This window comes from Yoonia sp. R78084, from assembly GCF_044595625.1.
GTDB lineage: Bacteria > Pseudomonadota > Alphaproteobacteria > Rhodobacterales > Rhodobacteraceae > Yoonia.
The window spans coordinates 988,917-1,011,451 of the sequence record NZ_CP138993.1; the positions used below are offsets into that span (position 1 = coordinate 988,917).

23 protein-coding genes are annotated in these 22,535 nt (G+C 58.9%); 12 read left to right on the forward strand and 11 right to left on the reverse strand.

All coding sequences use genetic code 11. The features are described 5' to 3' along the window. The first annotated feature begins 37 nt into the window (after positions 1-37). The 4 genes from SJY29_RS05090 (at position 38) to SJY29_RS05105 (ending at position 3,114) form a co-directional block, all read left to right on the forward strand. On the forward strand, positions 38-163 hold the full coding sequence (locus SJY29_RS05090; protein ID WP_400087606.1) for a hypothetical protein: 126 nt from the start codon (positions 38-40) through the stop codon (positions 161-163). 63 nt (positions 164-226) lie between these two features. Continuing rightward, positions 227-1,258: a TRAP transporter substrate-binding protein gene (locus SJY29_RS05095; protein ID WP_400087609.1), complete on the forward strand. Its 1,032-nt coding sequence runs from the start codon at positions 227-229 to the stop codon at positions 1,256-1,258. Between the two features lie 9 nt (positions 1,259-1,267). Further along, the gene (locus tag SJY29_RS05100) at positions 1,268-1,807 is read left to right on the forward strand and encodes a TRAP transporter small permease (RefSeq protein ID WP_400087612.1); all 540 of its coding nucleotides are present in this window, start codon (positions 1,268-1,270) and stop codon (positions 1,805-1,807) included. Continuing rightward, positions 1,804-3,114, forward strand: coding sequence for a TRAP transporter large permease (locus SJY29_RS05105; protein WP_400087615.1), 1,311 nt, complete (start codon positions 1,804-1,806; stop codon positions 3,112-3,114). Before SJY29_RS05100 ends, SJY29_RS05105 begins: the two co-directional genes overlap by 4 nt. Here the strand turns inward: SJY29_RS05105 and SJY29_RS05110 are convergent. Beyond that, on the reverse strand, positions 3,111-3,761 hold the full coding sequence (locus SJY29_RS05110; protein WP_400087618.1) for a nucleoside/nucleotide kinase family protein: 651 nt from the start codon (positions 3,759-3,761) through the stop codon (positions 3,111-3,113). The two genes, SJY29_RS05105 and SJY29_RS05110, sit on opposite strands and share 4 nt — an antisense overlap. 188 nt (positions 3,762-3,949) lie before the next feature. Between SJY29_RS05110 and SJY29_RS05115 the strand changes: the two genes are divergently transcribed. Then, positions 3,950-4,807 (forward strand): YihY/virulence factor BrkB family protein, encoded by an 858-nt coding sequence (locus SJY29_RS05115; protein ID WP_400087621.1) that lies wholly within the window; start codon positions 3,950-3,952, stop codon positions 4,805-4,807. On the opposite strand, the gene kynU is transcribed toward SJY29_RS05115, so the two are convergent. The 3 genes from kynU to SJY29_RS05130 are packed head-to-tail and all read right to left on the reverse strand — an operon-like array spanning position 4,804 to position 7,118. Next, a complete protein-coding gene (kynU, locus tag SJY29_RS05120) occupies positions 4,804-5,997 on the reverse strand; it encodes a kynureninase (protein ID WP_400087624.1) in 1,194 nt (397 codons plus the stop codon). The genes SJY29_RS05115 and kynU overlap by 4 nt on opposite strands. Positions 5,998-6,006: 9 nt before the next feature. Further along, on the reverse strand, positions 6,007-6,360 hold the full coding sequence (locus SJY29_RS05125; RefSeq protein ID WP_400087627.1) for a DUF1304 domain-containing protein: 354 nt from the start codon (positions 6,358-6,360) through the stop codon (positions 6,007-6,009). After that, complete coding sequence (locus tag SJY29_RS05130) at positions 6,360-7,118, reverse strand: SDR family NAD(P)-dependent oxidoreductase (protein ID WP_400087630.1); 759 nt, start codon at positions 7,116-7,118, stop codon at positions 6,360-6,362. Before SJY29_RS05130 ends, SJY29_RS05125 begins: the two co-directional genes overlap by 1 nt. 79 nt (positions 7,119-7,197) lie before the next feature. Between SJY29_RS05130 and SJY29_RS05135 the strand changes: the two genes are divergently transcribed. The 3 genes from SJY29_RS05135 (at position 7,198) to SJY29_RS05145 (ending at position 10,862) form a co-directional block, all read left to right on the forward strand. Further along, positions 7,198-7,647, forward strand: a complete 450-nt coding sequence (locus SJY29_RS05135) for an isoprenylcysteine carboxylmethyltransferase family protein (RefSeq protein ID WP_110280471.1) — start codon at positions 7,198-7,200, stop codon at positions 7,645-7,647. Positions 7,648-7,751: 104 nt separating this feature from the next. After that, positions 7,752-9,332 carry a Re/Si-specific NAD(P)(+) transhydrogenase subunit alpha gene (locus SJY29_RS05140; RefSeq protein WP_400087634.1) on the forward strand — a complete coding sequence of 527 codons (1,581 nt, stop codon included), beginning with the start codon at positions 7,752-7,754 and terminating at the stop codon, positions 9,330-9,332. Positions 9,333-9,344: 12 nt separating this feature from the next. Beyond that, a complete protein-coding gene (locus tag SJY29_RS05145) occupies positions 9,345-10,862 on the forward strand; it encodes an NAD(P)(+) transhydrogenase (Re/Si-specific) subunit beta (RefSeq protein ID WP_076658733.1) in 1,518 nt (505 codons plus the stop codon). Positions 10,863-10,956: 94 nt separating this feature from the next. On the opposite strand, the gene yghX is transcribed toward SJY29_RS05145, so the two are convergent. From yghX to SJY29_RS05175, 6 genes are all read right to left on the reverse strand, one after another. After that, entirely contained in the window at positions 10,957-11,844 is an 888-nt protein-coding gene (yghX, locus tag SJY29_RS05150) for a YghX family hydrolase (protein ID WP_400087636.1), read from the reverse strand. Positions 11,845-11,915: 71 nt separating this feature from the next. Further along, positions 11,916-12,866 (reverse strand): ABC transporter permease, encoded by a 951-nt coding sequence (locus tag SJY29_RS05155; protein ID WP_400087638.1) that lies wholly within the window; start codon positions 12,864-12,866, stop codon positions 11,916-11,918. Next, positions 12,859-13,866 carry an ABC transporter permease gene (locus tag SJY29_RS05160; protein WP_110280476.1) on the reverse strand — a complete coding sequence of 336 codons (1,008 nt, stop codon included), beginning with the start codon at positions 13,864-13,866 and terminating at the stop codon, positions 12,859-12,861. The genes SJY29_RS05155 and SJY29_RS05160 overlap by 8 nt, the downstream gene beginning before the upstream one ends. 122 nt (positions 13,867-13,988) lie before the next feature. After that, positions 13,989-15,698, reverse strand: a complete 1,710-nt coding sequence (locus SJY29_RS05165) for a peptide ABC transporter substrate-binding protein (RefSeq protein WP_400087640.1) — start codon at positions 15,696-15,698, stop codon at positions 13,989-13,991. A gap of 37 nt (positions 15,699-15,735) precedes the next feature. Further along, positions 15,736-16,755, reverse strand: coding sequence for an ABC transporter ATP-binding protein (locus tag SJY29_RS05170; RefSeq protein ID WP_400088838.1), 1,020 nt, complete (start codon positions 16,753-16,755; stop codon positions 15,736-15,738). After that, a complete protein-coding gene (locus SJY29_RS05175) occupies positions 16,748-17,752 on the reverse strand; it encodes an ABC transporter ATP-binding protein (RefSeq protein ID WP_400087642.1) in 1,005 nt (334 codons plus the stop codon). The genes SJY29_RS05170 and SJY29_RS05175 overlap by 8 nt, the downstream gene beginning before the upstream one ends. Before the next feature lie 214 nt (positions 17,753-17,966). Between SJY29_RS05175 and argE the strand changes: the two genes are divergently transcribed. Genes argE through SJY29_RS05190 form a run of 3 tightly spaced genes read left to right on the forward strand, consistent with a single transcriptional unit; the run spans position 17,967 to position 20,920 of the window. Beyond that, a complete protein-coding gene (gene argE / locus SJY29_RS05180) occupies positions 17,967-19,127 on the forward strand; it encodes an acetylornithine deacetylase (RefSeq protein ID WP_400087644.1) in 1,161 nt (386 codons plus the stop codon). A gap of 36 nt (positions 19,128-19,163) precedes the next feature. Beyond that, the gene (locus tag SJY29_RS05185; RefSeq protein ID WP_400087646.1) at positions 19,164-20,327 is read left to right on the forward strand and encodes a M20 aminoacylase family protein; all 1,164 of its coding nucleotides are present in this window, start codon (positions 19,164-19,166) and stop codon (positions 20,325-20,327) included. Continuing rightward, positions 20,327-20,920, forward strand: coding sequence for an SAM-dependent methyltransferase (locus SJY29_RS05190; RefSeq protein WP_400087648.1), 594 nt, complete (start codon positions 20,327-20,329; stop codon positions 20,918-20,920). The genes SJY29_RS05185 and SJY29_RS05190 overlap by 1 nt, the downstream gene beginning before the upstream one ends. 22 nt (positions 20,921-20,942) lie before the next feature. Here the strand turns inward: SJY29_RS05190 and moaA are convergent, their stop codons facing one another. Further along, positions 20,943-21,947, reverse strand: coding sequence for a GTP 3',8-cyclase MoaA (gene moaA, locus SJY29_RS05195; RefSeq protein ID WP_400087650.1), 1,005 nt, complete (start codon positions 21,945-21,947; stop codon positions 20,943-20,945). 86 nt (positions 21,948-22,033) lie between these two features. On the opposite strand from moaA, the gene SJY29_RS05200 reads away from it, so the two are divergent. Continuing rightward, on the forward strand, positions 22,034-22,507 hold the full coding sequence (locus tag SJY29_RS05200) for a D-galactarate dehydratase (protein ID WP_400087652.1): 474 nt from the start codon (positions 22,034-22,036) through the stop codon (positions 22,505-22,507). The last annotated feature ends 28 nt before the right edge of the window (positions 22,508-22,535 follow it).

Below are 22,535 nucleotides of genomic sequence, written 5' to 3' on the forward strand. Positions count from 1 at the left end.
TACGTCTGCCGCCACGACAACTCAACTTGCAGAGAGTATGCGGCGCGATCCGGCCTCTCTTGCTGTCTGTTTCGGGCGGCTGTGCTTTCAGATTGGCTGCATTTTGTTCATCGGGCGCAAGGCTGGTGACTTTGCCGCACAAAAGACCGCATCCATCCGGTGAATTGCCCCTTGCGGGCAGGCTTGTGATCACCACAATGGCGCCAACTGTTTCTGGAGGATCATCATGAAAACGACCCGTACCGCGCTGATGAGCGTTCTTGCTGCCGCCTGCCTGTCCACAGCTGCCGTCGCGCAGGAGGTCACGTTGCGTCTGCATCAATTCTTGCCAGCGCAGGCGAATGTGCCTGCACACATTCTGGATGTCTGGGCCGAACAGGTCGAGGCCGACAGTGATGGCCGTATCAAGATTGACCGTTTTCCGTCCATGCAACTGGGCGGCACACCGCCGCAGCTGATTGATCAGGCGATTGATGGTGTCGCCGATATTATCTGGACAGTCGCAGGGTATACGCCCGGGCGCTTCCCGCAGCTTGAGGTTTTCGAGTTGCCGTTTCTTTCCCCCGATGCCGAAGCCACATCACGCGCCTTCTGGGAACTGGCAGAAACACGGATGATGGATACCGATTTTGCCGCCTTCAAACCCCTTGGGCTTTGGGTGCACGGCCCCGGTGTGATCCATGCCAACCGCCCTGTCACAGACGTGGCCGACCTGCGCGGTCTGAAACTGCGTGCCCCGACCCGAACGACAACAACGCTGTTTACCGAACTGGGTGCGACCGCAGTCGGGATGCCGGTGCCTGCGGTGCCGGAATCCCTGTCACGCGGTGTCATTGATGGGGCTGTGATCCCTTGGGAGGTCGTTCCCTCGCTCAAAGTGCAGGAGTTGGTCACCAACCACACCGAATTTCCCGGTGAGGCCCTTTATACAACCGCCTTCATTTTCGCCATGAACCAAGAGGCTTATGACGATCTTCCCGCCGACCTGCAGGCGGTCATCGATGCCAATTCAGGCCTTGAATTTTCTGCTTTCGCGGGGCGCACAATGCAAGAGTACGACGCGCCCGGACGGGCCCTGGCCCAAGAGGCGGGCAACATGATCATCACGCTGACACCAGCACAGGTTGCCGACTGGCGCGCGGCCAGCCAACCCACGATTGACAACTGGATCGCCCAGGCCGATGCGGCAGGCATTGATGGCACAGGGCTTTACCAAGAGGCCCAGGCGCTGATTGCCAAACACGCCGCAGGCAACTAAGCCGCGCTGATGCTGCACCGCGCGATTCATAAACTCGCCAATGTCATGGCCCTGCTTGGCGGCATCGTCCTGTGCCTGCTGGTACTGATGGTCTGCGTCAGCGTCAGCGGGCGCGAACTCAGCGATCTGGCCCACGGCGGTGCCTTGCGCGGGCTTGGTGAGTGGCTGATTGATCTGGGTGTCGGTCCGATCCTTGGCGATTTCGAACTGGTCGAAGCGGGGGTGGCCTTTGCGATCTTCGCCTTCTTGCCGCTGACACAACTCAGCGGGGCCCACGCCCGCGTCGATGTCTTCACGAAAGGTCTCGGGCCACGCGTCAATGCGGCGCTGAGCACATTCTGGACCGTTGTGATGGCCGCGACCATCGTGTTGATCACATGGCGGCTTTTTGCGGGGATGCAGGACAAGATCCGCTATAATGAAACCTCTTATCTGATCCAGTTCCCGATCTGGTGGGCCTATGCGGCAAGCTTTGGCGCCGCAGTCACCGCCAGTCTCGTCAGCCTCTACTGCGCCGCCATGCGGCTGACAGGGCAGCGCGACCTATGACCGATCTGATCTTGGGCTTTTTGTCCTTTCCTGTGCTGCTCTTGCTGATCTTCCTGCGCGCGCCCATCGGGCTTGCGATGCTTTTGTGCGGCATCGGCGGGCTGTGGCTGGCGACCGACGGCACCACCGTGTTCATGGCGCGGCTCAAGTCCGAGGTCTTTTCGACCTTCTCCAGCTACAACCTCTCGATCATCCCGATGTTCCTGCTGATGGGGCAATTCGCGACCTATTCGGGCATGTCACGGTCGCTCTTCAAGGCGGCAGAGGCATGGCTGGGGCACCGCAAAGGCGGTATGGCGATGGCGTCGGTCGGGGCCTGTGCGGGGTTCGGGGCGATTTGCGGATCATCGCTTGCGACAGCGGCCACGATGAGCAAGGTCGCCCTGCCGGAATTGCGCAAATACGGCTATTCGGGCGGGTTCTCGACTGCGACACTTGCGGCGGGCGGAACCTTGGGCATCCTGATCCCGCCGTCTGTGATTCTGGTGATCTATGCGATCCTGACCGAGCAGAACATCGCCACGCTTTTTGCAGCCGCATTTATTCCCGGTATCCTTGCGGCCCTTGGCTATATGCTGACCATTGCCATCTATGTCCGGCTCTACCCCGATCAGGCAGGCACGCGCCCGCGTGTTGCCTACGCTGACCGGGTCAAAGCGCTGGGCGCGGTCTGGCCGGTGTTGGTCGTCTTTGGTCTGGTAGTTGGCGGTATCTATCAGGGTTGGTTTACGCCGACCGAAGGGGCCGCTGTGGGGGCCATGGGCACGGGGCTGATCGCGCTGTTCTCGGGAACACTGAACTGGCAGGTGTTCCGCCAGAGCATTACAGAAACCGCCACCGGCACGGGCATGATCTTTTTCATCGTGCTAGGGGCCGCTTTCTACAACGGGTTTCTGGCGCTGACACAGGTGCCGCAGGAACTTTCGGCATGGGTCACAGACCAGGGTTTCAGCCCGTGGATGGTGATGGTTCTCATCCTTGTCTTCTATCTGATCCTCGGCTGCCTGATGGACAGCCTGTCGATGATCCTGCTGACGGTGCCGATCTTCTGGCCGGTCATCTCGGCAATGGATTTCGGCATGACGACCGAGGAACTGGCGGTTTGGTTCGGTATCTTGGTGCTGATCGTGGTCGAGGTGGGATTGATCACACCGCCTGTGGGTATGAATTTGTTCATTATCAACAGCATGGACAAAGAGACGCCCATGACGGCAACCTACCGGTCGGTGCTTTTCTTTGTAGGCTCCGATGTGGTGCGGGTCTTTCTTCTGCTGATGTTCCCTGCAATCACGTTGGTGTTTGTCTAGGCTGACATGCCGTTCTGGAGCGGTTCGCCGTTCAGATCAATATCGCAGGGCAGGGCGCGTTCAATCACGCGCCTGGCGTTGGGAATGTCATTGCCTTCTGCGCGCCGGGTGGCCACGGCAGAGGAATAGTTCAAGCTCAACCAGCGCTGGATCAGGCGCGCGCGTAGTTCCGGCATCGGGACATTCACACGCACTGACAGGTCCCAAAGCTCTGCAAGCGCAGTCCAGGGGGCTTCGTCGAACATCAGGTAATTACCCTCGACAATCACGACACGGGCGGCGGAGGGGACCGCAACAGCACCGGCGATGGCCAGATCGCGGGTGCGGTCAAACACCGGGGCAAAGACCTCTTCGCCGGTCATGAGTGCGCGGATCAGGCGCAAGAAACCCGGCGCGTCGAAGGTTTCAGGCGCACCCTTGCGGGGCAGCAGATTGCGCGCCTCTAGAATGCGGTTATCAAGATGAAACCCGTCCATCGACACGACGGCTGTCTTGCGGCCCTGCGCGTTCAGACGCCGCGCGACTTCGCTGGCCAAGGTGGATTTGCCACAGCCCGGCGCACCGGTAATCGCCACCAGATAGCGGTCACTGTCCTGCTCCAAAACACGCTCGGCGAGCGTGTTGGTATGTGTGTTCAAAGTGTTCACTGCATCTGCCTCTGGGTTGGCCCCGGCTTTTCAAAATCCTACCGCGTCTTGCGCTCTGACGCGACCGTTTTTTGTGGACATATTGTCAATGGCAAAGCCAACCGCAGGTTTCTGTTGAGAAAAGTGGCGGTTGCCGCTCTTTTGTACTAGGTTGAAGGGCAATGAACAAAAGGCAGGCAACCCGACGCATGACCAAAATCAAGCGGATATGGCGGATCCTTGCCGCGGTCTGGACGACTGCGGGCGAAAAGCATCTTGGTCTGATCGCTGCGGGTGTCGCGTTTTTCGGCATGTTCGGGATTTTTCCCGGCATTGCCGCGGTGATCGCGATTTTCGGGTTGATTGCCGATCCGGTGGTGATCGCCGAACAGCTGACCTTGATGCAGGATATCATCCCGCCCGATGCCTATAATTTGATTTCCTCACAGGTTGTGCGTCTGGTGGCTGCACCGGCGGATGCTCTGGGCTGGGCCACGGGCGTGTCGATCATGCTCGCACTCTGGTCTTGCAGGGCAGGGGTGGCGGCGTTGATTGGCGGGCTGAACGCGATTGCGGGTCAGCGGATGCGCAACGGCATCTGGCAAATCATCGTGGCCTTGTTGCTGACATTTGCTCTGGTGACTTTGGCGATTGTCGCACTGTTCGTGGTGGTCATTGTGCCGATTGGTCTGGCGTTCATTCCTGTCGCAAATTCAACGGCGTGGCTGCTCGAAGGTATCCGCTGGCTGATCGCTTTGGGCGTCCTGATGCTGGGGCTGAGTTTGCTTTACCGTTTCGGCCCCGCACGGATCGGAAGCCGTGGCCGATGGTTTACCGTCGGCGCTTTCGTGGTCGTGGTGCTCTGGGTTGCGGCCTCGGCGGGGCTGTCGTTCTATCTGACAAACTTTGCCAGCTATAACGAGGTATACGGCTCCATCGGTGCCGTGATTGGTTTGCTGCTCTGGCTTTACGTCAGTGCTTACCTGATCCTGCTGGGGGCCGCGCTGAACGTTCAGGTGCACGGCTACGACACCCCGCCAGAGGCCGATGATACCACTTACGTCTAGGTCACCCGTGCGACCTGTTTATAGACGGGATCATCCCACAACCTGTTGTCCATCACATCGGCAATCACATCCACGGCCGCATCCACATCGCCTGCGTCAATGAAAAGCGGGCAAAACCCGAACCGCATGATGTCGGGCGCGCGAAAATCACCGATGACATTGCGCGCGATACAGGCCTGCATCGCGGCATAGCCATCCGCGAAGGCAAAGGATACCTGACTGCCGCGGTGAAGGGGATCGCGCGGGCTGGCAAGTGTGAGCTGCGGACAGCGCGCCTCGACCCCTGCGATGAACTGCTCGGTCAGTACGATCGAGGCGGAACGCAGCGCGTCCATGTCCACCTGGTCCCAGATATCGAGTGACGCATCGAGGGCGGCCATCTGCAACACAGGTGGCGTGCCCACGCGCATCCGCTCGATCCCTGTGCCGGGGCGGTAATCCAGATCAAAGGCGAAAGGTGCCTCATGTCCCAGCCAGCCTGACAAGGCGGGTTGGCAATTGTCGATATGGCGGGGGGCCACATAGATGAACGCGGGCGCACCGGGGCCTGCGTTAAGATACTTATAGGTGCAACCTGTGGCAAAATCGGCGTTGCAGCCTTGCAGGTCGACCGCCATGGCCCCCGCGGTATGTGCAAGATCCCAGCAGGTGAGCGCGCCTGCCGCATGGGCCTTTTCTGTCAGGGCCTTCATGTCGTGCAAACGCCCTGTGCGGTAGTCCACCTGCGTCAGCATAAGCACAGCAAGCTCATCATTGATCTGATGTTCCACATCCTCGGGGTCCACGATGCGCAGCTCATGGCCGCGCCCCAGTGAATTGATCAAGCCTTCGGCCATGTAGATATCCGACGGGAAATTCCCGTTATCTGTCAGGATGACCTTGCGATCCGGCACCAGATCAATGGCGGCGGCGAGCGCCTGATAGACCTTGATCGACAGGGTATCCCCCAGCACCACATGGCCCGGTTCTGCGCCAATCAGCCGCCCGATCCGGTCGCCCAAAGCGGTCGGCTGCGCCATCCAACCCGCACGGTTCCATCCGGTAATCACCTTCTCACCCCATTCGTCGGTCACAGCGCGCGCGACACGCGCAGCCGTCGCCTTGGGCAATGGGCCAAGCGAATTGCCATCCAGATAGATCATGCCTTCGGGCAGGTGGAACATGGCTTTGGTAGCGGCGAAATCAGTCATGGTGCGATCCTAGATATTCAAGAAAAGCGCAAGCAGCGCGAGCGTTGCAGGCACCGTCTGCCCGTAGAGGGCGGCTTTGATGCCACAATACGCGGCATAGAATCCGGCAACGACGACACAAAGCAGAAGGAAAATCACCATCTGCCCGCCAGCAACCCCCATGACAAGACCATAGAGCAGCCCCGCCGCCAGAAACCCGTTATACAAGCCCTGATTGGCGGCCATCACTTTGCTTTCGGCCGCAAATTCCGGCGTGGTACCAAAAATCTTGCGGGTCCGTGGCGCTTCCCAGCGGAACATTTCAAGCACCACGAAATAGGCATGGATCAGTGCCACAAGAACAACGAGAACAGGACCAATCATTAGACCTGACCTCCCGAAATCTGGATCGTTTGCCCGTTCACGCTGCGCGCACCGTCCGAGCAGAGCCACATGGCCGCTGCCGTGGTTTCATCCACCTCCAAAAGCTTGAGGTGCCGGTTTCCCTTGGCGATCACATCAATCGCACCCTGTTCATTTAGATCAAAGCGTTTCATCAGGCCGGGTAACTGGTTGCGCACGATATCGGTGTCCACATAGCCGGGGCAGAGCGCGTTGAATGTAATGGGGCGGCGCATGAACTCTTCGGACAAACCACGGATCAAACCGATGACACCATGTTTGGTCACGGTATAGGGAATGGCGTTTTTCAGACCGCGCACACCGGCAATCGAACTGATCACGATCATGCGGGCAGGGGTGGCATCTTCGAGCGTCGCCATGGCGGCCTGAAAGGTCAGAAAGACACCATCAAGGTTGGTGGTCATGGTCTTGCGCCATTGTGCCAATGTGGTTTTTTCGAACGGCCCGCCCTCTGCAATACCTGCGTTGGCAACACATATCTGGATCGGGCCACGGGCGCGGGCAGCTTGCGCGATGACGTCACGCACGGACGCCTCGTCATCCACATCCATGACGACGCCGTGCAGGCGTGGGGACAGCGATGCAACCTCTTGCAGTTTATCCGCGCGTCGTCCGGTGATTGTTACCTCGGCACCTGCCTGCGCCAGGGCCAGCGCAATGCCTGCACCGATACCAGAACCGCCGCCTGTGACCAGTGCGTGTTTGCCCGCATGTTCCATGATCATTCCTCCGTTTTGCCAGACCCTAACGGGTCAGCGGGCATGGACAAGTGCAAAGCGCTGCGGCACAACACTTGGCATGAAATGGATCGACATCCCTCCCGTGTGGTTGCTGCTTGCCGTCGTGCTGACATGGTGGATTGCAGCCCTTCAGCCCATGTCCTGGGCCATCGGCGGGCCTGTCATGGATCTTTTGGGTGGGCTTCTGGTGGGCGGCGGGATTGTGCTGATCCTGCTTGCGGCGGTCGAGATGCGCAAAAGACGCACCACTATCGTGCCGCATCTGGAGGCCGATCATCTTGTCACGACAGGCATCTTCAAGCGTACGCGCAATCCGATCTATCTGGGGGATACGCTGGTGCTTGCGGGGCTCGCCTTGCGCTGGGATGCACCCGTTGCCCTGCTGCTTGTCCCGCTCTTTATGTTTACCATCACGCAGCGCTTTATTATCCCCGAGGAAAACCGGCTCAGGGTCAAATTTCGCGCAGATTTCGCCCGCTATTGCCAAAAGACGCGCCGCTGGGTGTGATTGTTAGCGTATGACACTTAATGTCATGCCAGCCATCCCCTTGTGAAATATTCTTGCGCGCTATAATGCATGGGAACTGCCAGAACAGATATGGGGGATGGTCCGTGAAGATCGGCACACCAAAAGAGATATTCGAGGGCGAAAACCGGGTCGCGATGACCCCGGCATCCGCCAAAGACCTGCAAAAGCTTGGGTATGAATGCATCATCGAAACCGGCGCCGGTCTCGCTGCGGGTTTTTCTGATCAGGCATATAAAGACGCTGGTGTCGAGGTGGCGAAAACCGCGGCGGCGCTCTACAAGGCCGCCGATATCGTCGCCAAAGTGCGCCCGCCATCGGATGCAGAGGTCAAGAAACTGCGCGAAGGACAGACGCTGATCTCGTTCTTCTACCCTGCGCAGAACAAGGAATTGATGGAGGCTGCCAACGCGAAAGGCGCCACCGTGATCGCCATGGATATGGTGCCACGCATCAGCCGTGCGCAAAAGATGGATGCATTGTCCTCTATGGCGAATATCGCGGGCTACCGCGCTGTCATCGAAGCCGGTAACAACTTTGGCCGCTTCTTCACCGGTCAGGTAACGGCTGCGGGTAAAGTGCCGCCGGCAAAAGTGCTGGTTGTTGGTGCGGGTGTAGCAGGTCTTGCTGCGATCGGTACCGCGACATCGCTGGGTGCCATAACATACGCCTTCGACGTACGCCCCGAAGTGGCCGAACAGGTTGAATCCATGGGGGCCGAATTTGTCTTCCTCGATTTTGAGGAAGAACAGCAGGACGGGTCTGCGACGGGTGGCTACGCCGCCGTGTCCTCGCCCGAATTTGCGGCAGCACAGCTGGCCAAATTCCGCGAAATCGCGCCTGATATGGACATCGTGATCACCACGGCGCTGATCCCGGGCCGCGATGCGCCCGAACTTTGGACCAAAGACATGGTTGAGGCGATGAAGCCCGGTTCGGTCATCGTCGACCTTGCAGCGGAACGTGGCGGCAACTGCAAACTGACTGTGAAAGACGAAAAGATCGTCACCGACAACGGTGTGATCATCGTCGGCTATACCGATTTCCCGAGCCGGATGGCGGCGCAGTCCTCGACACTCTATGCCACCAACATCCGTCACATGATGACGGATCTGACGCCTGAAAAAGACGGCACGCCAAACCACAACATGGAAGACGACGTCATCCGTGGTGCGACCGCGACGCATAAGGGCGAAATCACCTTCCCGCCACCACCACCCAAAGTGGCGGCGATTGCCGCCGCGCCCAAGAAGGAAAAGCCAAAGGAACTGACCGCGGAAGAAAAGCGCGCGAACGAAGTGGCGGCCTTCAAAAAAGAGACCAAGACCCAAGTCGGTCTCTTGGCGATTGGTGCGGCACTGATCCTTGGCATCGGCCTGATCCCCGGTATGCCGGCCAGCTTTATGCAGCACTTCATCGTCTTCGTTCTGTCGGTGTTCATCGGCTTCCAGGTAATCTGGAACGTGGCGCATTCGCTGCACACACCGCTGATGGCTGTGACCAACGCGATTTCGTCGATCATCATTCTGGGCGCGCTGATCCAGATCGGATCAAGCAACGCGCTGATCACGATATTGGCGGCACTTGGTATCTTTATGGCAGCGGTCAACATCTTCGGCGGCTTCCTCGTGACACGGCGTATGCTCGCCATGTTCCAGAAATCCTAAAGGGGCAGAGCAATGGAAAACGCATTCACAATCGCGGCCTATGTGGTCGCAGGTATCCTGTTCATTCTGTCGCTGGGCGGTCTCTCGGGGCAGGAAAGCGCGAAACGTGCGGTCTGGTACGGCATCGCAGGCATGGCTTTGGCGGTCTTTGCGACGCTTGTTGGCCCGGGTTCCGGTCTGGGGCTCTTGTCGGTCATCCTGATCGCGCTGGGCGGCATGGTGGGTTATCAACTCGCCACCAAGGTCGAAATGACACAGATGCCCGAGCTTGTGGCGATCATGCACTCGATGGTCGGTCTGGCGGCGGTCTTCGTCGGCTTCAACGCCGACCTGATGATCAACACCATCGGCGCGTTGTATGAAGCCAATGGTCAGGTCATGGGCGCTGTCGGGCCGGATGGGATTACGGCCATCGGCCTGCCCAAGGAAATCTATGACGGGCTGAGCGCATTCGGGCAGTTGATTGCCAAGAAATCCAGCGTCGAGATCAGCATTCTGCGGGTCGAACTGGTGCTGGGCATCTGGATCGGTGCGGTGACCTTTACAGGCTCCGTCATCGCCTATGCCAAGCTCGCCGGCAATTCGAGCAAGCTGCCGTTCAAAGTGGACACAGGGGCCAAGAAACTGCCCGGTGGTCATTTGCTGAACGCGGGTGCTGCGGCCCTGTCTGTGATCCTGCTGATCGCCTATATGGGCGGCAGCGGTTCTTGGGCGCTGGTTCTGCTGACACTCGCAGGCCTCTTCATCGGCTATCACCTGATCATGGGGATCGGCGGCGCGGATATGCCTGTCGTTGTGTCGATGCTGAACAGCTATTCGGGCTGGGCCGCGGCCGCGATCGGCTTCTCGCTCGGCAATGATCTGTTGATTGTTGTGGGTGCACTGGTTGGCTCCTCCGGTGCGATCCTGTCCTACATCATGTGTAAGGCAATGAACCGGTCCTTTGTCAGCGTGATCCTGGGTGGCTTTGGTGGCCCGCAGGGCGAGCAGATGGCAGTTGAAGGTGAACAGATCGCCATTGATGCGGACGGTGTTGCAACGGCGCTGAACGAGGCCGACAGCATCATCATCATTCCGGGCTACGGTATGGCGGTGGCGCAAGCACAGCAGGCGGTGTCCGAACTGGTGCGCAAACTGCGTGCGAAGGGCAAGAACGTGCGCTTTGCGATCCACCCTGTCGCGGGGCGTCTGCCGGGGCATATGAACGTGCTCTTGGCCGAAGCGAAGGTGCCTTATGACATCGTGATGGAAATGGACGAGATCAACGAGGACTTCCCAGATACGGACGTGGCCATCGTGATCGGCTCCAATGACATCGTGAACCCAGCAGCACAGGACGATCCCAACAGCCCCATCGCCGGTATGCCTGTTCTGGAATGCTGGAAGGCCAAGCAGGTGTTTGTGTCCAAGCGCGGGCAGGGCACGGGGTATTCGGGCATCGAGAACCCGCTGTTCTTTAAGGACAACACGCGCATGTTCTATGGTGATGCGAAGAAGTCCTTGGATGAATTGCTGCCGAAGATTGATTAAAGGTAAGGTGGGTTTAAACCCACCCTACGCAAAAGGGCGGCGCTGCAAAGCGCCGCCCTTTTTCATTCCGTAGGGTACGTGAAACCCACACCCCTTACGTCAGATGCGTATTGAACCATCCGATGGTGCGGTCCCACGCCAGTTCTGCCATCGCTTCGTCATAACGCGGCGTGCTGTCGTTGTGGAAACCGTGGTTGGCGTTCTCGTAGAAGTATTCCTCAAACACCTTGCCGTTGGCTGCGAGTGCCGCGCTATAGGCCGCCGCCCCTTCATTGATCCGCTCGTCCAGCGCGCCATATTGCAGCATAAGCGGCGCCTCGATGCGCGGCACATCCTCAACCGCCGCCTGACGGCCATAGAACGGTACACCGGCGTTCATTTCGGGATAGGCCACGGCAAGTGCATTCACCACGCCGCCGCCATAGCAGAAACCTACAGCGCCCACGCTGCCGGTGCTGTCCTCGCGGGTCATGAGGTGCTCGAACCCTGCGAAGAAGTCGTTCATCAGCTTCTCTCCGTCTACTGTGCGCTGTAGTTCGCGCCCTTCGGCGTCATTTCCGGGATAGCCGCCCACGGATGTCAGACCATCAGGAGCCAGCGCCATGAACCCTGCCTTGGCAACACGGCGGGCAACGTCTTCGATATAGGGGTTCAGACCACGGTTTTCGTGGATCACCAGCACCGCAGGCAAGGGGCCTGTGGCATTGGCGGGTTTCACCAGATAGCCACGCACCTCGCCATGGCCGTTGGGCGAGGGGTAGGTGATATATTCGGGCACGATATCGGGGTCATTGAACGACACCTGCTGTGCCAGCGCGTAATCGGGGCTGAGCATGCTGAGCAGGGCCGCAGCCGTGAGACCGCCCACGGCGAATTTGCCCGCCTTATCCAGAAACTCACGTTTGGAAATTTTGCCGTGTGCGTAGAAATCGTATAGATCAAGCAGCTCTTGATCAAAGTCCTTGGCCGTCATGCGTGTCATTGATGCGATCTCCTGTTGGAACGGGTTTGTCCCGTTCCTTCAGAAATATGACGCGCAAGCCCTAAGGCAAATCACAAGCCCCTGATCCGCGGATCAAGCGCATCGCGCAGACCGTCGCCGATATAGTTCACAGCTAGCACAGTCAGCGAAATCGCCAGACCGGGCCACAACACGCGCTCGGGGAAGGCTGTCATGCGGTCAACGCTGTCAAACAGGATCTTGCCCCATGTGGGGAAATCCGACGGGAACCCGAGGCCAAGGAACGACAGCGCGCTTTCGGTGATGATCGCTGTGGCTAGGCCCAGCGTGGCCGAGACCATGATGGGTGACAGCACATTGGGCAAAATATGCCGCGTGATCATGCGCCGTGGCGGTGTGCCGATGGATCGTGCGGCAAGGACGAATTCACGCTCTTTGAGCGCCATGACGTCACCGCGGACAATGCGTGCGGTCTGCATCCATGAGGTAATCCCGATGCCCACAACGATCAGGATAAATATTCCGTTCTCGGGCCCAAACGCCGCACGCAGCGGATCGCGGAACAAGAGCATCATGACCAGCAAGAGCGGCAGAAGGGGCAGCGACAGCACCAGATCGGTGAAACGCATCAGCAACCCGTCAAGGCGGCGGAAATACCCTGCCAGCACACCAATCAGCGTGCCAAGGAACACAGCCAAAATCATCGCTGTCCAGCCTACGGCCAATGAAATACGTCCGCCTTGCATGATGTTGGCCATAATATCGCGGCCCAGATTGTCAGTGCCCATCGGGTTGGCCCAGTTCACCTTGGCGTCGCTATCAAACAGCAGCATGTAGATCGGGCGCACATCCTTGTTGCGGATATCAAGCTTCCCGGGGTCCACCTGCCAAAGCCATGGACCAATGGTCACGAAAAGCGTGATGAAGATTAGAAAGCCAAGGCCGAACACCGCCCCTTTGTGGGTCCTGAACTGGTCCCAGACATCCAGCCACTGGTTGCGGGGCTTTTCGATCACTTCTTTTGCCACGGTTGCATCAGTCATAGCGGATCCTCGGATCAAGTATGCCGTAAAGAACATCGGCAATCAGGTTCATCATCACGATCAGCACCGCGAGCAGGAAGGTGATTGTCATGACCATCGGAATATCCGAGCCTTGCAGCGCGATAATCAAAAGCTGACCAAGGCCGTTCACCTTGAAGATCTGCTCGGTAATGATCGCACCGCCAAAGATCGACGGAATGCCCAATGCAATCACGGTCACAACAGGGATCATCGAGTTGCGCAGCACATGCTTGAGCACGACCACGCTTTCCGACATGCCTTTGGCGCGGGCTGTGCGCACGTAGTCCTGGCTGAGGTTATCCAGCATCGACGCGCGCATATAGCGGCTGACCTGTGCTGTGGTTTGCAGCGCCAGCACCATCACAGGCATGATCATCTGCAAAAGCTGGGTCTTGAATGTCTCCCACGAATTCACCACCAGCGTGGTGTCATAGATCGACGGCAGCCATTGCAGCTGGACCGAGAAGATCACGATCAGCAGAACGCCCGAAAAGAAGGGCGGCACCGAAAAACCGATCATGCTGACGAAGGTACCCGCATTGTCGAAGACGGAATACTGCTTGTAGGCACTGATAATCCCGATGGGCAGGGCGATCAGCACGCCCACGACATAAGACATCGCCACAACCCAGAGCGTCTGTGGCAGGCGCTGTGCGATCACGTCAAAAACGGGGCTGCGCGACTGGAAACTGATGATCCGCTGTGCGCCATCGGCAAAATTGGTGCCAAAGGCGTTGTCGATCCAGTATTGCGGCTCGACGATAAAGAACTGGTTGAGCCAGAGCGGGAAGCGGATCCACCAAGGCTCGCCCAGTCCCAGTGCCTCGCGCATTTGCTGGCGCACTTCGGGCGGGATCGACAGGGGCATGCTGGCCATCGGGTCGCCGGGGGCAAGCTCCAGTAGCATGAAAATCACAAAAGCAATGAAGATAAGCGTCGGGATCGACAGCAGCAATCTACGGATGGTGTAGGTCAGCATTTACGACGCCTCTGTACATGGCTTTGGAAGAAGGAAGGGGCGGCGCAGTCCCGGACTTGCTCCCGGGACCTCTTGCGCGGGGCAAGAGGCCCCGGATCGTGGTCCGGGGCTGCGTCAGTGATTTACTGACTGATGCGGTACCAGTCGGCGATGTTCCACAGCTCGCTGTCCCATGTGTTCAGGACAACGCCGCCAAGTGTGACGGAATGTGCAGACACACGACCACGGTCGACCAGCGGCACGATGATGTTGCTGTCTTTTGTCAGCATATCATTGAGCGCGCGGCCAATGCGGCCCCGCTCTTCGAGATCCGCAGTCGCGGCCAACTCGGCCCAAAGCGCATCATAGGCCGGGTCACAGACACGGTTAATGTTCTCGCCCTGCCACTGTGTTTCCGGCGATGGGATGTTGTCGCACAAGTAAGCGCCCAGATAGGCCTGTGGGTCTGTGCCGGGGAAGTTGTTGGCGTACATTTCAACGTCTGCATAAAAACGCTGGAATGTGTCGGGCGAACCCGGGTCACCACCAAAGAAGACACCCGCATCAATGTTGCGCAGTTCGGTTTCAACGCCAATCTCTTCCCACCACTGCTTGATCAGGGCCTGGAAGTCCTGACGCACTGCGTTCGTGGATGTCTGGTAGAGGATCGACAGGCGCACGCCGTCTGCGTTCACGCGGACACCGTCGGAGCCCATCATGAAGCCTGCTTCGTCCAACAGCGCATTCGCGCGGTCCATGTCCTGTGTCAGACAGGCGGTGTTGTCGGACGCATAAAGCGCAGGGGCCGGCACGAGGTTACAGGTCGCACGACCAGCCTGACCGTAACCTACTTCAACCAGCAGATCGCGGTCGATAGCGATAGAGAGCGCTTCACGCACGCGGGCATCTGTCAGGAAGGGGTGTGGTGCGGCCACAGTCGAGCGCACGCCTTCTTCCAGTGCTGGCGATGGGTCGGTCAGGTTCATCTCGATCCGCTCGACCAAAGTCCCGAATGCAGAGACCGGCACACCCATGCCGCCTTCGGCCATGGAGGCGATCACATCAGGTGCAAGCTGCATGTTCCAGGCGTAGTCAAATTCGCCAGTTTCCATAACAGCACGGCCAGCGGCCGTTGCATCACCGCCACCTTTGAAGGTCACGGTTGCGAAGGCTGGCTTGCTTGGGTCGCGGTAGTTCGGGTTGGCTTCAAACTGGACCACGTCATTGACGCGGAAGTCTGTCACCACAAACGGACCCGTGCCGATGGGCATGAAGTTGGCATCGGTGCACTCAGGTGCCCGTGGGCCAAGGCATTCTGCAAACTGGGCCGCCTGAATGATAGGTGATTCATGGCCGACGAAGGCCTGATAGGGGTTCGGTGCCGGGCCAGTGAAGTTCACCTTCACTGTCTTGTCGTCGATCATCTCGACGCTTTCCACGTTCGAGAATTTCGCACCTTGCGCACAGCCACCACCGTCAGCGGTGCAGTATTCGAATGTGAACTGGACATCGCGCGATGTTACTGGCGAGCCATCGGACCAGACGACATCGGGGTCGATCTGCCATGTGATGGATGTCAGGTCCTCGGACACGCCGCCATTGCTGACGGTCGGAATAGCCGTTGCCAGATAAGGCACCATCATGCCGGTTTCGTCATAGCGCGCGAGCGGTTCGAGCACGAGGCTGGCCGCTTCGATGTCTTTTGTACCACCCGACAGGAACGGGTTCATGATTGAGACAGCTTGCCAATAGATGATATTTACGTTGCCGTCGCGGCCGCGCTCTTGCGCATGGGCCATCGGCGCAATCGCAAGGCAGGCAACAGCGCCCATCAGGGCTGTTTTGAGTTTCATTTTATCTTCTCCTTGTTGGTGCTCATTTTTTTGCCTCTTAACCTGCCGTTTCGTCAGCAGTGTTCGTTGTCTCGTTGAAAAGGTGGCAGGCCGTGAAACGGCCCGGCTGCACCTCGCGGTATGCGGGTTCCACGCGTTTGCAGATGTCCATGACAGCAGGGCAGCGCGTGCAGAAATTACAGCCCGCGGGCGGGTTCGCGGGCGAAGGCACATCGCCTTTGAGGATGATCCGCTGCGTTGCGCGCGCAAGGCTCGGGTCCGGTTCGGGAACAGCCGAGAGCAGCGCTTTCGTGTAGGGGTGGAGCGGGTCGGCATAGAGCCCTTCGCGCGGGGCCAGTTCAACGACTTTGCCCAGATACATGACCGCCACACGTGTTGCGATATGACGCACCATCGACAAATCGTGGCTGATGAACAAATAGGTGAGGCCGAATTGTTCCTGCAGGTCTTCCAGCAGGTTCACCACCTGCGCCTGAATAGACACATCAAGGGCGGCAATCGGTTCGTCACAGACGATGAACTTTGGGTTCAGTGCAAGCGCGCGGGCAATACCAATCCGCTGGCGCTGCCCACCCGAGAACGCATGCGGATAGCGTTTGGCGAATTTGCGGTTCAGGCCGACCGCATCCATCAATTCACCCACTTTTTCACGCTTTTCGGTGTCTGACAGCTTGGTATGCTCGTCCAGCGGTTCTTTGATGATATCCTCGACAGTCATGCGCGGGTTCAGCGAGGCCTGCGGGTCTTGAAACACCATCTGCATCGTGGGGCGCATGTCACGCAGGGCAGGTTGCGGTGTCGCGCCGATTTCGCGCCCGTCAATTGTGATCGACCCGGACGTGATGTCGTAAAGGCGCAGCACAGCGCGCCCGCAGGTGGACTTGCCGCAACCGGATTCGCCAACAAGACCAAGGGTTTCCCCCTCGAACACATCAAAGCTGACACCATCAACCGCCTTCACTTCACCGACACGGCGGCGCAAAAGCCCAGCATGGATCGGAAAGTGCATTTTCAGGTCTTTGACCGAAACCAGCGGCTTTTTGGTATCATCAAGCATCGCGTGGCTCTCCGGTGCGGGCGTCAAAGAAACAGGCGGCGTCGTGGCCTTCGCCCAGATCATAACGTGGTGGATTTTCCAACGCACAGCGATCAAAGGCCACATCACAGCGGTCGCGGAACGGGCATGCGGTGGGCGCGCCGGTCATGATTGGCGGCTGGCCTTCGATAATCGTCAGACGGGCGGAGCGTGCCCCATGAATCTTCGGAATCGTCTTCAGCAGGGCGCGTGTGTAGGGGTGCTGCGGGTTGCTGAAGAGCTCTTTCACCGGTGCATGTTCAACCACTTGGCCGCCATACATGACCATTACACGGTCCGCGATCCCCGCAATGACCCCAAGGTCATGGGTGATCCAGATCACCGCCATCCCCAGCTTGTCGCGCAACTCCTTCATCAGTTCCAGAATTTGCGCCTGTATCGTCACATCGAGCGCTGTTGTCGGCTCATCCGCGATCAGAACCTGCGGATCACAGGCCAAAGCGATAGCGATCATGACACGCTGGCGCATCCCGCCGGAAAACTGGTGGGGGTAGTCATTCAGGCGGCGCTTGGCATCAGGGATACCCACCAGTTCCAACAGCTCTTGCGCACGCTCTGCGGCCTGGCGTTTGTTCATACCCATGTGTTTGCGCAGCGGTTCCATGATCTGGAACCCGACCTGATAGACAGGATTGAGCGAGGTCATCGGATCCTGGAACACAAACCCGATCTTGCCACCGCGCACCGTGCGCAATTGCTCGGGTGTCACGCGCAGCAGGTCCTTGCCATCGAACATAACGGTTCCGCCGCGCACATCAGCGGGTGGCGAGGGCAGCAGGCCTAGCAAAGACATCATCGTTACGGATTTGCCCGAACCGCTCTCGCCGACAACACCCAGCAATTCACCGGGGCGCAGCGAAAAGCTGACATCGTTGACCGCATGAACCTCGCCGCCGCGTGTTTTGAAAACGGTTTTGAGGTCCCGGACATCCAGGACAGGCAGCGCCCCATCGAGCATATGGAACCTCCCAGGTGGTTCGGTACTTTGTTATTTGCACCAGATTCTCATGTGACTGGTTGCGCTAACCACAGACGGTATCATCAAATTGCGGTACCGCAAGTGATAACCTAATTGCGGACCCAGATTGGACGCGTCAAAGTAGGGTTGCCATCAATATGGGCATGTTGCGCGAAAAGATGCGACGATGGCAGCTGATCTTGAAAGGACTGACATGACACTCACCGCCAGAGAACTGATGGACCGCCTTGTCGGTTTCCCCACGGTCAGCCGCGAGAGCAACCTTGATCTGATTGATTTTGTTGAAGATTATCTGAACGAATTTGGAATAGAGTCCACCCGCGTGCCCAATGAAGACGGCACAAAAGCCGCACTTTACGCCCATGTGGGTCCGCAGATTGATGGCGGCGTGGTGCTCTCTGGTCATACGGATGTTGTGCCTGTTGACGGGCAGTCATGGGATACCGACCCCTTCAAGGTGACCGAACGGCAGGGCAGGCTCTACGGGCGGGGCACCTGCGATATGAAAGGCTTTGATGCGCTGGCGCTCTGGGCTGTTCCACTCGCGCTTGAACGCGGGATCAAACGCCCGCTGCAAATCGCGCTGAGCTATGATGAAGAGGTCGGCTGCACAGGCGCGCCGCCGATGATCGACCATATGGTCAGCATGGGCCTGCCGCGGGCCGATACGGTTCTGGTGGGCGAGCCGTCGATGATGAAGGTCGTGACAGGCCATAAAGGCGGCATCGGCTACAAGATGCATTTCCGCGGGTTCGAGGTGCATTCCTCACTGGCACCCACAGGCGTGAGTGCGATCATGATGGCTGCCAAGCTGATCAACTGGGCCAATGAGGTGAACGCCGAAAACGCGGCCAAGACCCCCAGCGACCTGGCGGCGGAATTCGTGCCGCCCTACACAACATTGCATGTCGGCACGATCAGCGGCGGGACGGCGCATAACATCACCGCCAAGGATTGCTACTTCGGTTTCGATTTCCGCATTGTGCCGGGTGAAGATATCGCCGCATGGCAGGCACGCTTTCAGGCCAAGCTTGCCGAAATCGAGGCCGAAATGAAAGCGATCCGCCCCGAGGCGGGCATCACTGCGGATCAGTATTTCCATGTGCCGGGCCTTGTGCCCGAGCATGAGGGCAAGGCCGAAGCACTTGTCCGCAAACTGACCGGCGAGAACGCCCGCAATGTCGTCAGCTACGGCACAGAGGCCGGGCAGTTTCAGGAACGCGGTTATTCGGCCGTCATCTGCGGCCCCGGCGATATCGCGCAGGCCCATCAGCCCAACGAATACATTACCGTTGACCAGTTCCAGCAGGGTGAGGCATTCATGCGCCGCCTTGTGGACATGCTGGCCGAGTGAGACACTTAAAGCCACACCCCAACCGGAGCCCGAGTTATGCCTGTAAAGAATCGCTTTGCCGAACTGCTGCCTGAAATCACCGCATGGCGGCACGACCTGCATGAAAATCCCGAAATCCTGTTCGAGACGCACCGCACCTCGGCAATGGTGGCCGAAAAGCTCACAGCGTTCGGTTGTGATGAGGTCGTGACAGGCATCGGGCGCACCGGAGTCGTGGGCGTCATCAGGGGTAAATCTAATACTTCGGGCAAAGTCATCGGGTTGCGCGCCGATATGGATGCGCTCCCGATTCACGAACAGACCGGTCTTCCTTATAAATCCAAGACAGACGGTGCGATGCATGCTTGCGGGCATGACGGGCATACCGCGATGCTCTTGGGGGCGGCGAAATACCTGGCCGAGACACGGAATTTCGACGGCACCGTTGTCGTCATTTTCCAGCCAGCAGAAGAAGGTGGCGGCGGCGGTCGTGAGATGTGCGAAGACGGCATGATGGACCGCTGGGGCGTGCAAGAGGTCTACGGCATGCACAACTGGCCCGGTCTTCCCTTGGGCAGTTTCGCGATCAGACCGGGTGCATTCTTTGCCGCAACCGACCAGTTCGATATCACGATCGAAGGCAGAGGCGGTCACGCCGCCAAGCCGCATGAGACCGTGGATAGCACGCTTGTTGCAGCTCACGTGGTGACAGCGCTGCAATCCATTGTCAGCCGCAATGCGGATCCTGTGGATCAGATCGTGGTCTCCGTCACGGCGATCGAAAGCTCGTCCAAGGCCTTCAACGTCATCGCCCAGCGGGTGCATATGAAAGGGACGGTGCGCACCATGTCGACGGCGATGCGCGACCTAGCGCAGCAGCGGCTCAAAGCCATTGCCGAAGGCACAGCGGCCGCTTTCGGCGCCAAGGCTTATGTCACCTACTATCGCGGTTATCCCGTTATGGTGAACCATGCAGAACAAACAGAATTTGCCGCCGAAGTGGCCAAGTCGGTCTCTGGCGCTTGTGCGGACGCACCTTTGATCATGGGCGGCGAGGATTTTGCCTTCATGCTCGAGGAACGGCCCGGCGCCTATATCCTTGTGGGCAACGGAAACACCGCTGCGGTCCATCACCCTGAATACAACTTCAGCGATGAGGCGATCCCTGCAGGGTGCTCTTGGTGGGCGGAAATCGTCGAACAGCGGATGCCAGCGGCCTGATGTGGGAAGAACGCTATAGCAGCAGCGACGGCTATCTTTTCGGCACCGCGCCGGCGGCGGTTCTGGCTGAAAATCCGTGGGTGGTTCTTGATGGTGCATCCGCACTTTGCGTGGCGGACGGGGAAGGGCGCAACAGTGTGCATCTAGCCCGTAATGGCATGAAGGTGACCGCCTTTGATCCCTCCCCGACGGCCATTACACGGGCGGGAGAGCTTGCCGCTGATGCGGGTGTGGTGGTCGATGCCCATGTGTCGGACTGGGACACATGGGACTGGTCACAGCAATACGACATGGTCGTTGCGATCTTTATCCAATTCGCTGACCCCGCATTTCGGGCGCGCCAGTTCCGCAACATGCAGTTCGCGCTGCGCAGTGGCGGACGGATCTTGCTTCATGGCTACAGGCCCGAGCAGATCGGACGGGGAACGGGCGGGCCACCGTTTATCGAGAACATGTATACCGAAGCGCTTTTGCGCGAGGCTTTTGCAGGTTGGACGATTGAACGCTGTGCTGTTTACGAGCGCGACCAAAGATCCGGTAGTGCCCACGTAGGACAAGCGGCGCTGATCGATTTTGTCGCGCGCAAACCGTAAGGTGGATCAGGATCCACCTTACCTAGCCACCGGTATGCGACATATGCCGGCTGACCTGCCCATCGACTTGTTGGCGCGAGTAGTCAAAATCATGGCCCTTGGGCTTGAGCGCAATCGCGGCACGGATTGCGTTCTCCAGATCGACATCGGCCTCTGACGCACGCAGCGGCGCGCGCAGATCGGAATGCCCTTCCTGACCCAGACAGGTGTAAATCTCGCCGGTGCAGGTAATCCGCACGCGGTTACAGCTTTCGCAGAAATTATGGCTGAGTGGCGTGATAAAACCGATCTTCTGACCGGTGTTTTCAACGCGCACATACCGCGCGGGGCCGCCTGTCTTTTCGGGCAAATCTGTCAGCTCCGATCGTGCGGCAAGGCGCGCGCGCAGGTCTTTGAGCGACCAATACTGCCCAAAGCGGTCTTCATTGCCCAGATCGCCCATCGGCATGACCTCGATAAACGTCAGGTCCATATCACGCGACGCGCACCAATCGGTCAGTTGCTCCAGTTCGTCCTCGTTAAAGCCTTTCAGGGCGACCGTATTGATCTTGACCCGCAAGCCCGCCTTTTGCGCCGCATCAATCCCTTTGAGGACTTGGGGCAGGCGGCCCCAACGGGTGATATCGGCAAACTTGGTCTCATCCAGCGTATCAAGCGACACATTCACCCGCCGCACACCCGCCGCGTAAAGATCATCGGCAAACCGTGCGAGCTGGCTGCCATTGGTGGTCAGGGCCAGCTCATGCAGGGCGCCGCTGTCCAGATGCCGCGACATGCTGCGAAAAAAGGTCATAATTTCGCGGCGCACCAAGGGCTCGCCCCCCGTGATGCGCAATTTGCGCACACCCAAGCGGACAAACGCCGTGCAAAGGCGGTCAAGCTCTTCCAGCGACAGAAGTTCCTTCTTGGGCAGGAAGGTCATGTTCTCGGACATGCAATAAACGCAGCGGAAATCGCAGCGGTCGGTGACCGAGACGCGCAGGTATTCGATGGCGCGGGCGAAAGGATCAATAAGTGGCTGTGTCATGTCACCGAACCTACGCGCGGGCGATCCCTTGCGCAAGGCACATGGCCTCCGTTGTATCCGCGTTTTTGAAAGCATAGTCTGTGGGTATGAGACTGATCCTGACTATCCCCGTCATCGCCATTACCGGCTGTTCCACGCCTTCGTTTCAGGGGCCGTTCGGGCCTGCACCGGATGCTGATATTGCCGCACCCGTGCCAACACTGAACCCGGCGCCCCCGCCACCCCCGCCTCAAAATGCCGTGACGATCGCGCAATTCGACACCACCAGCGCAGAGGACCGTGCCGCAGCGATCGCGACCGCACCTGCGGGTGCGCAACCCTTGGGCCGCACAATCGCATCGCTGGGATCGCCTGCGGAGGCGGGCATCTGGTTGAAAACGCCACTGGTGGCGGCGCTGACGCCAGGCCGCGTCACGTATCAGGATAAAACGATCAATATCGAGCTGCGCCCCTCGGGCGGGGCTGCAGGTTCAGGCAGCCAGATCAGCCTTGCCGCGATGCGCCTGATTGAAGCGCCGCTGACGTCCTTGCCTGAATTGACGGTATTCGCGGCCCCTTGAACCGGCAGGATGTGCGGCATCAGGCAGG